The following is a 9,355-nucleotide window of genomic DNA, read 5'->3' on the forward strand; positions in this document are numbered from 1 at the left end:
TGCGGTCGGCTCGACCGTGCGGGGCCTGCACGTGACGAGCCGTGCCGGATTCAGCACGCCGGAAGGCTTGCATAAAAGCGCTTTATTTCGCAAACACCGTTGCCTTTGAGGCAACGTCACAGCATGCTCCGGGACCACGCTGTTTTCCGAGCAGGAGCAAGGGGATGCTGCACAGCCGCCTGTTGACCTATGTGGACGAGGTGGCGCGCACCGGATCGATCCGAAAGGCTGCGAGCCATCTCAACGTCGCGGCCTCCGCGATCAGTCGCCAGATTCTTGCGCTCGAGACCGAGCTCGGGACGCCGATTTTCCAGCGGCTGCCGCGCAAGCTCATCCTGACTGCGGCGGGTGAAGTCCTGGTCGGCCACATTCGCCAGACCTTGAAGGAATTGACCCGCGCACAAGGCAAGATCGAGGAGCTGAAGGGTTTGCGCCGGGGCGAGATCACGGTGGCGATGATGAGCGGTCTTGCCTCGAACCTCGTGCCTGGCACCGTCAAGCAGTTTCGCGTCTCCAATCCCCGGGTGCGGCTCTGCCTCACGCTGCTGACCACGGGCGAGGACATTCAATCCGCGGTCGCCAGCGGCGAAGCCGACCTCGGCATCGGCTTCGATTTCACCCGCGGCAATCATCTGAAGGTGCTGGCCCGCGCCGCCGGCAAGCTCGGCGCGGTGATGGCGCCGAGCCATCCGCTTGCCAAGCGTAACCAGATCCGGCTCAGCGACTGCGTCGACTATCCCTTGGTGATCGCCGACGGGTCGACCGTGATCCGGCCTTACCTCGATTCGGCATTTGCGAAAGCTTCGCTGGAGCCGCTGCCGATCATCGAAACCAACGCCATCGAGATCATGCGCCACGCTGCCATTCTCGACAATGGCATCACCTTTCTCACGCCGTTCGACATCGAGTTCGAGCGGCGCCTCGGCCGCCTCGTCTATGTGCCGGTACGCGAGTTGGCGCACGAGACGCAGACACTCATGCTGATCGGCCACGAGCGCGGGACGAGCGCGATCGCCAGCGTGCTCGCGGAAATGCTGAAGGCGATGATGCGCGAGGCCGCGGCGTGAGCGACCGGGCATCACCGGCAGCCATCGCCGGCCGGATCGCAGCTTCACACGCCCCAGGCGCGCCTCGGATAACGATGCCGCAGCGGGTCAATCCTTCAACGTATAGGCGATGACGTAGTCGCCGCGCTTGGTGCCGAACGAGCCGTGACCGCCGGCCGCGGTGACGACATATTGCTTGCCGCCGGCCTCGTAGCTCATCGGTGTCGATTGGGCGCCGGCGGGCAGGCGGTCTTCCCAGAGAACCTTGCCGTCGCGCACGTCGTAGGCCCGGATCGTGTATTCGTAGGTGCCGGTGTAGAACGCAACCCCGCCGGCGGTCGTGATCGGCCCGCCCAGCATCGGCACGCCCATCCGGAAAGGCAAAGGCAGCGGCGTGGTGTCGCGGATCGTGCCGTTGGGATGCTGCCAGACGATCTTCATCGTCTTCAGATCGATCGCCGCCATCGAGCCCCATGGCGGCCGGTAGCACGGCACGGAGAGGGGCGAGAGGAAGCTCTGGATGTCCACCCCGAACGGCGTGCCATACATCGGCTGCGTGCCGACCTCGCTGCCGACAGGCTTCTCGGCCGTCGGCGCGGGAGGATTGCCGGGACCTCGCGGAATGAGCTTCGAGACGAACGGCAGCGACATCGGGTTGGCGATGGCGACCTGTCTAACCGGATCGATCGCGATGCCGCCCCATTCGAACATGCCGAGATTGCCGGGAAAGACGAGCGTACCCTGCAACGAGGGCGGCGTGAACGTGCCCTCGTAACGCAGCCGGTGGAACATGATCCGGCACAAGAGCTGATCGAAGATCGTGCCGCCCCACATGTCCGCGCCGGTCAGCTTCGCCTCGGGGCGGAACGTCAGCTCGGAGAACGGTTGCGTCGGCGCGCTGCGATCGCCAGGCGTGGCGCCTTGCGGCACCGGGCGTTCCGGTGCCGGCACGATCAGCTCGCCGGTCCGCCGATCGAGCACGAAGATGTTGCCCACTTTGGTCGGCTGGATGATCGCGGGAACGACGCCCTTGGCCGTGGTGATATCGACCAGGCTCGGCTGCGAGGGAACGTCCATGTCCCAGAGGTCGTGATGCACCGTCTGGTACGACCAGACGCGCTTGCCGGAGTTGACGTCGAGCGCAACGATCGAGCTGGAATAGCGCTCGACCAGGGCATTGCGATTGCCGCCCCAGATGTCGGGTCCGTTATTGCCCGTCGGGATGTAGACGAGGTTCAATTTCGGATCGAACGAGGCTGATATCCACGAATTCGGCGAGCCGTTGGTGTAGTGACGCGTCGGCGTCGGCAACTCATTTTCGTCCGCTGCGCCGGAGTCCCAGGCCCAAACCAGCCTGCCGGTGTAGACGTCGAAGCCGCGGATGACACCGGAGGGCACGTCGACCCCATAATTGTCGATCACTGCCGCGGCGACGACCAATATCTTGTCGCTGACCACAGGCGGCGACGTCGGCTCGAAGAAGCCCAGCGTCTTGATCCCCATGCCTTGCTGGAGATCGAGGCTGCCGTGATCGCCAAAGCTCTCGCACGGCCTGCCGCTGTCGGCATCGAGCGCGATCATACGGCCGTCATTGACCGGCAGGAAAATCCGGCGGGGGCATTCGCCGGGCGCGGGAGCGCCGCTGCTGTCGACGGCACCATCAGCGGTTTCATGATAGGAGACGCCGCGGCAGGTCATGTGCTGGAACGTCTTGTTGAACACCAGCCTGGGATCGTATCGCCAGCGTTCCTTGCCGGTGCTGGCGTCGAGCGCGAACAGCACCTGGTGCTGTGAGCAAAGATAAAGCGTGTCGCGGACCTTGATCGGGGTGACCTCGAAGGTGGTCTCGCCGGAATCCTCCGGTGTCGGCATGTCGCCGGTGCGGAAGGTCCAGGCGACCTTGAGCTTGCCGACATTGTCGGGCGTGATCTGCTGCAGCGGCGAATAGCGCTGTCCGAATTGCGTGCGTCCATACGCCCGCCAATCGCCATCCGGCTGAGGGTCGGCTTCGCTTTGCGGCACGCTCGATGCTTGCTCGGCGATCGTGCCGTTGCTGTCGTGATAGCTGGACAGAAGCGAGATGACGAGGACGACCGAAGAGGCGGCTACGCCGATCCACAATGGCAGCGTCGCGCTTCGGTACGACACCGGCTGGTCTCGCAGCAGCCCGCGAACGATCACGGGCGTGAGCAGCCAGAGCGCCATGGGGAAGACGATGTCGCCCCGCGATGCCAGCGGCCACCAGTCGAACCGCACCTCCGAGATGGCCCACGCCACCGTGGCGACCACCACGATCGCGAACAGCCAGAGCGCCTGATGGCGCTGTGCCAGCAACAACGCGGCCGTCACGACAATCCCGGCACCGAGAACAAGGTAGAAGATGGATCCGCCGAGCGTGGCGAGCCAGAGGCCGCCGCCCGCGAGCACCAGACCGATCAGGGCATAGACGAGACCTGTGACAAAGACGGCCCTGGATCGCTGCATGGTTGCTCCGGCGGGGCAAAAAGATCGAGCACTGTCCGGTGCAAACGCAGCAGACTGCGCCGAGTTGCAGTTACTGTGGTCAAGTCAACCACAGCTGGCAACCTTCGACTGCTGCGTCGATGCAACATCCGCGGGCAAAAACTTGCGATCCGATGTGATAAGTCTTTGTTCGGAATTGCGCGCTCGTTGAATACGATCATTGTCGTGTCTTAAGGACTCGCAATAGTCGGGAACCACATCCGTCATGTATCTGGGCATCGATCTCGGCACCTCCGCAGTCAAGACCGTTCTGGTGGACAGCGCGCAGCGCGTGATCGCGAGCGAGAGTCGAGCGCTGACGATCGCCTCGCCGCAGCAAGGCTATTTCGAGCAGGATCCAGCGCAGTGGATCGAGGCGACCTTTGCCACGCTGGACGCCCTGAAGGCCTCGCATGGAGAAGAGCTGGCGAGGGTCGAAGGCATCGGGCTGTCGGGCCAGATGCACGGCCCGACGCTGCTCGATGCGAACGACAGACCATTGCGGCCCTGCATCCTCTGGAACGACGGACGCTCGGCCGTGGAGTGTCGCATTCTGGAGCAGCGCTGGGCCGCCTTGCGCGCGATCACGGGCAACAAGGCGATGCCCGGCTTTGCGGCGCCAAAGCTGCTCTGGATCGCAAAGCACGAGCCCGAGGTTTTTGCGGCGATGCGGCGCGTGCTGTTGCCGAAAGCCTATCTGCGCCTCGTTCTATCGGGCGAGGCCGTCGAGGACGTCTCCGACGCATCGGGATCCCTATGGCTTGACGCGGCGCGCCGGGACTGGTCGGATGCGGCATTGGCCGCGACCGGCCTGTCGCGCGCGCACATGCCGCGCCTGGTGGAGGGGTGCGCGCCGGCGGGTTCATTGCGCAGCGAGCTTGCAGAGCGTTGGGGCATGGTTCGCCGGCCGGTGATCGCGGGCGGCGCCGGCGACAACCCCGCCGGTGCCATCGGCATCGGCGCGATCCGTCCCGGAACTGCATTCATCTCGCTGGGAACCTCAGGCGCCTTGCTGGCGCCATCAGACCATATTGCGACAAACCCGGACCGGGTGGTCCACACCTTCTGCCACGCAATCCCTGGCATGTGGATTCAGGCCGGCGCCATTCTCTCGGCGGCGTCGTGCCTTGCCTGGGCTGCGCGCCTGTTCGGCGTCCCTGAAAGCGAACTGCTGGCGCCGCTGGGCCCGCGGGCGCAGGCGCCGTCGCCCGTGAGCTTCCTGCCATATCTTGCGGGCGAGCGGACACCGCACGATGATCCCGTCGTGCGCGGCATGCTCGATGGGTTGAGCCACGGCACCGACCGCACGGCGATCGTGCAGGCCGTGCTGGAGGGCGTAGCCTTCGCGCTGGCCGATTGCAGGGACGCGCTTGGCGATGCCGGCATTGCAGTGACCGAGGCCGACGTCATCGGCGGCGGTTCGCGGTCCCGGTTCTGGCTGTCGGTGCTTGCAAACGTCTTGAATGTTCCGATCTATCGCTTCGCCGAAGGCGAAACCGGCGCGGCGTTCGGTGCGGCGAGATTGGGGCGACTTGCTGTCACCGGCGAGGCCGTCGCAGACGTCTGCACGCCACCGCAACGCGTCGAGACTTTCGAACCTGACCCCGTGCTGGCTCGGGCCTATGCCGAGCGGCTTCCCGCCTGGCGCCAGCTGTATCGGCCACGCCACTAGCTTCGCTTTGGTTGCGCATTTTGACCTGTTCGCTGTTGCCCTGTGCGGCGGCCTTTTGTTTAATGCGCAAAACCGCGCCCGACGAGGCGCGAACAGGAAACGCATTGTGCGCCGGGAGGCACGATGAACGAGCCGATCCTCGAGATGCGAGGAGTTTCAAAATCCTTTTTCGGCATCAAGGCGCTGCGTGCGGTTGACCTCACGGTCTATGCCGGCGAGGTCCATGCCTTGATGGGCGAGAATGGCGCCGGCAAATCGACCCTGATGAAAATCCTGTCGGGGGCCTACCGGCCCGATCCTGGCGGCGAGATCCGCATCGAAGGCAAGCCGGTGCATATCCACGGCCCGCTCGGCGGTCGCGCCGCGGGTATCTCGATCATCTATCAGGAACTGTCTCTGGCCCCCAATCTGAGCGTTGCGGAGAATATTTATCTCGGCCGCGAGATGTCGCGTTCAGGTCTGCTGGCGCGCGGTGCCATGCGCGAAGGTGTTGGCCCGATCCTGGAGCGGCTGGGCGCGGATTTCACACCGTCGACATTGGTGGCGCATCTTTCCATGGGGCAGCGCCAGCTCGTCGAGATTGCGCGTGCGCTGCACGCGCGCTCGAAAATCCTGATCATGGACGAGCCGACCACGGCGCTGTCCGCCGGCGAGAGCGAGCGGCTGTTTGCGCTGATCCGGCAACTTCGCGCCGAAGGGCTTGCCATCATCTATATCTCGCACCGCATGGACGAGGTCTATGCGCTCGGTGACCGCGTCACCGTGCTGCGCGACGGCCGGCTGGTCGGTTCGCTCGGCAAGCAGGATATCCGCGCCGATGCCATCGTCCGCATGATGGTCGGGCGCGACGTCTCCTCCTTCTACAAGAAGGATCATGATCCCGAGGCCGGGAAGGGGCATCCCGTGCTGACGGCCACCGACATGGCGGATGGGCAGCGTGTCAAGGGCTGCTCGCTCACCGTCCATGCCGGCGAGGTGGTCGGGCTTGCCGGACTGATCGGCGCCGGCCGCACCGAGCTTGCGCATCTGATCGTTGGTGCCGCACCGAAGATTTCGGGTCGTCTCGAACTCGAAGGCCAGCCGATCGACATCCGCACGCCCGGCGAGGCGCTCGAGGCCGGCATCGCCTATCTGACCGAAGACCGGAAGGCGCTCGGCCTGTTCCTCGACATGTCGTGCCTGGACAACATCAATCTCGCCGTGATCGGACGCGATGCCAAGCTCGGTTGGTTCCTGGACCGGGACAAGGCACGCGAGCGCGCCGACAGGGCGTTTGCTGGACTCAGTATCCGCGCCGCCAATCCCGGCGTGCCGGCAGGAGGCCTGTCCGGCGGCAATCAGCAAAAGGTGTTGCTATCGCGGCTGCTCGCCATTGCGCCGAAGGTGCTGATCCTCGACGAGCCGACGCGCGGCGTTGACGTCGGCGCCAAGTCGGAGATCTATACCATCATCGACAATCTCGCCAAGGCCGGCACCGCCATCCTCGTCATTTCGTCCGATCTGCCAGAAATCATCGGTATCTGTGACCGCGTCCTGGTGATGCGGTCCGGGCATATCGCAGGCGAGGTCAGGCGAACCGAGACGGCGCCTTTAACGCAGGAAGACATCATGGCCCTCGCCACGGGGACGGAGCATCTCGATGCCTGACAATGGATCGACGCAGGCGAAGGCCGCGACCGTAAACGGCACCGCCGCTGCCGAGGCAACGAAGCGCCAACGCATCAGGCTCCTGATCCGCGCCGCCGGCATGCTGCCGGTGCTGCTACTGCTGTGCATCGGTTTCCACTATCTGTCGGATGGCCGCTTCTTCACCGGACAGAATCTCGGGATCGTGCTGCAGCAGGCTGCCGTCAACACCGTGCTCGCCGCGGGCATGACCTTCGTCATCCTCACCGGCGGCATCGATCTCTCGGTCGGCTCGATCCTGGCAGCCTCGGCGATGGCGGGCCTGACGGTCTCCAAACTGCCCGAGATGGGGGCGCTTTGGCTGCCGGTCGCTGTGCTCACCGGCCTTGGCTTCGGCATCGTCAATGGCGCGCTGATCGCGCTGATGCGCCTGCCGCCCTTCATCGTCACGCTGGGCTCGCTCACCGCCGTGCGCGGACTGGCGCGTCTGCTCGGCGCCGACACCACGGTGTTCAATCCGTCGATTCCCTATGCCTTCATCGGCAACGGCTCGCTGACGCTGATTCCGGGCGTCGCCTCGATTCCCTGGCTGTCGGTCATTGCACTGCTCGTCATTCTCGTGTCGTGGGTGGTGCTGCGCCGGACCGTGCTGGGCGTGCACATCTATGCGGTCGGCGGCAATGAGAGCGCCGCGCGGCTTGCCGGCATCAAGGTCTGGGCCGTGCTGACCTTCGTCTATGGCGTATCAGGGCTTTTCGCAGGCCTTGGCGGCGCCATGCAGGCGGCGCGGCTCTATGCCGCCAACGGTTTGCAGCTCGGACAAAGTTACGAGCTCGATGCCATCACCGCGGTCATCCTCGGCGGCACGTCTTTCGTCGGCGGCATCGGCTCGATCTGGGGGACGCTGGTCGGCGCACTGATCATCGCAGTGCTCTCGAACGGCCTGATCCTCGTCGGCGTCTCCGACATCTGGCAATATGTGATCAAGGGCCTGGTGATCATCGGCGCCGTGGCGCTGGATCGCTACCGGTTGCAAGGCTCCGCCAGGACTTGAACGGTTTTACGCGCATCTGAGCGCATGGTGTGAAATTCGGTTGCGGCAACTGGTCTGCCGCGCCCGGGGATGAAGACAGACCAGGGAGGAAGACAATGTTGAAGATGACCATGCTCGCCGGCGCCGCGATGGCGCTTGCCCTGACCACCGCGCCGGCCTCTGCCAAGGAGCTCAAATCGATCGGCGTCTCGCTGGGCTCGATGGGCAACCCGTTCTTCGTCGCGCTGTCAAAGGGCGCCGAGTTCGAGGCCAAGAAGACCAATCCCAATGTGAAGATCACCACCGTCGGCTTCGAATATGATCTCGGCAAGCAGGTCACCCAGATCGACAATTTCATCGCCGCCGGCGTCGATCTGATCCTGCTCAACCCCGGCGATCCCAAGGCGATCGGCCCGGCGATCAAGAAGGCGCAGGCTGCGGGCATCGTCGTGGTCGCGGTCGACACCGCGGCCGAAGGCGCCGATGCCACCGTGACGACCAACAACGTCCAGGCCGGCGAGATCGCGTGCCAGTACATTGTCGACAAGCTGGGCGGCAAGGGCGACGTCATCATCGAGAACGGACCGCAGGTCTCTGCGGTGATCGACCGCGTCACCGGCTGCAAGAACGTCTTCGGCAAGAATTCCGGCATCAAGGTGCTGTCCAGCGACCAGGACGGCAAGGGCTCGCGCGAAGGTGGCCTCACCGTTGCGCAAGGCTATCTGACCCGCTTCCCCAAGATCGACGCCATCTTCGCCATCAACGACCCGCAGGCGATCGGCACCGATCTCGCGGCCAAACAGCAAAACCGCAGCGGCATCATCATCACCGCGGTCGACGGCGCGCCTGACATCGAGGCCTCGCTGAAGGATCCCGGCTCGCCGCAGATCCAGGCGTCGGCCTCGCAGGACCCGTTCTTCATGGCGCGGCGCGCGGTGCAGGTCGGCGTCGGCATCCTCAATGGGCAGAAGCCGGCCTCGACCGTCGAGCTGCTGCCCTCGAAGCTCGTGACCCGAGATAACATCGGGGATTACAAGGGCTGGACCTCGGACCGTTCGCAGTAGAACGGCTGCATTGGGCGGCGACCTCTTGCGGGGTCGCCGCCTTCGCACGGCGGCGCGTTTTGGCATCGTCAGCCCCATTGGCACAGCGACTGCGTGAGCGGCGCAAGGCGCTCCCGTCAACGGCCGACCATGGCCTTGTGGCTGGAATCCTCGGAAAAAGAACGGTTTAGCGCCATAGTGGGTTGACCCCGGCGAGCGATATGTCAGAGAAGGACGGGTTTTCGGCGGGAGCTGGAAGCAAGTCCGGTCGGGCATTTTGGGACATCGCGAATGGCAAGCGTACCGTTTGAGCTGAAGGGCAAGAGCGTCTACGTCGCCGGCCATCGCGGCATGGTCGGCAGCGCGCTGCTGCGCCGGCTGGCGCGGGAGGACGTCAAGCTCGTGACCGTGGACCGGCGCGAGGTCGATCTCT

7 protein-coding genes are annotated in these 9,355 nt (G+C 64.8%); 6 read left to right on the top strand and 1 reads right to left on the bottom strand.

Annotated elements, in window-relative coordinates; genetic code table 11:
- Positions 1 to 164 precede the first annotated feature (164 nt).
- Positions 165 to 1,067: a LysR family transcriptional regulator gene (locus XH98_RS20460; protein WP_271619698.1), complete on the top strand. Its 903-nt coding sequence runs from the start codon at positions 165 to 167 to the stop codon at positions 1,065 to 1,067.
- An 87-nt stretch (positions 1,068 to 1,154) separates the two neighbouring features.
- Here the strand turns inward: XH98_RS20460 and XH98_RS20465 are convergent, their stop codons facing one another.
- Positions 1,155 to 3,530 (bottom strand): glucose/quinate/shikimate family membrane-bound PQQ-dependent dehydrogenase, encoded by a 2,376-nt coding sequence (locus XH98_RS20465; protein WP_271619699.1) that lies wholly within the window; start codon positions 3,528 to 3,530, stop codon positions 1,155 to 1,157.
- Between the two features lie 244 nt (positions 3,531 to 3,774).
- Between XH98_RS20465 and xylB the strand changes: the two genes are divergently transcribed.
- From xylB to XH98_RS20490, 5 genes are all read left to right on the top strand, one after another.
- A complete protein-coding gene (xylB, locus tag XH98_RS20470) occupies positions 3,775 to 5,220 on the top strand; it encodes a xylulokinase (protein WP_271619700.1) in 1,446 nt (481 codons plus the stop codon).
- Between the two features lie 123 nt (positions 5,221 to 5,343).
- Positions 5,344 to 6,867 carry a sugar ABC transporter ATP-binding protein gene (locus tag XH98_RS20475; protein ID WP_271619701.1) on the top strand — a complete coding sequence of 508 codons (1,524 nt, stop codon included), beginning with the start codon at positions 5,344 to 5,346 and terminating at the stop codon, positions 6,865 to 6,867.
- The gene (locus tag XH98_RS20480) at positions 6,860 to 7,900 is read left to right on the top strand and encodes an ABC transporter permease subunit (protein WP_271599329.1); all 1,041 of its coding nucleotides are present in this window, start codon (positions 6,860 to 6,862) and stop codon (positions 7,898 to 7,900) included. Before XH98_RS20475 ends, XH98_RS20480 begins: the two co-directional genes overlap by 8 nt.
- A gap of 95 nt (positions 7,901 to 7,995) precedes the next feature.
- Positions 7,996 to 8,943, top strand: coding sequence for an ABC transporter substrate-binding protein (locus tag XH98_RS20485; RefSeq protein ID WP_271599330.1), 948 nt, complete (start codon positions 7,996 to 7,998; stop codon positions 8,941 to 8,943).
- A 270-nt stretch (positions 8,944 to 9,213) separates the two neighbouring features.
- The coding region (locus tag XH98_RS20490) for an NAD-dependent epimerase/dehydratase family protein (protein ID WP_271619704.1) at positions 9,214 to 9,355 on the top strand (142 nt) is incomplete at its 3' end.

The sequence above is a fragment of the Bradyrhizobium sp. CCBAU 51745 genome, from assembly GCF_028128715.1.
In the GTDB taxonomy this organism is placed as follows: Bacteria; Pseudomonadota; Alphaproteobacteria; order Rhizobiales; family Xanthobacteraceae; genus Bradyrhizobium; species Bradyrhizobium manausense.

What these genes read in the sequence shown, in the direction of transcription:
- XH98_RS20460 (WP_271619698.1), top strand. Translation starts at nt 165, where the DNA reads ATGCTGCACAGCCGCCTGTTGACCTATGTGGACGAGGTGGCGCGCACC.
- XH98_RS20465 (WP_271619699.1), bottom strand. Translation starts at nt 3,530, where the DNA reads ATGCAGCGATCCAGGGCCGTCTTTGTCACAGGTCTCGTCTATGCCCTG.
- xylB (WP_271619700.1), top strand. Translation starts at nt 3,775, where the DNA reads ATGTATCTGGGCATCGATCTCGGCACCTCCGCAGTCAAGACCGTTCTG.
- XH98_RS20475 (WP_271619701.1), top strand. Translation starts at nt 5,344, where the DNA reads ATGAACGAGCCGATCCTCGAGATGCGAGGAGTTTCAAAATCCTTTTTC.
- XH98_RS20480 (WP_271599329.1), top strand. Translation starts at nt 6,860, where the DNA reads ATGCCTGACAATGGATCGACGCAGGCGAAGGCCGCGACCGTAAACGGC.
- XH98_RS20485 (WP_271599330.1), top strand. Translation starts at nt 7,996, where the DNA reads ATGTTGAAGATGACCATGCTCGCCGGCGCCGCGATGGCGCTTGCCCTG.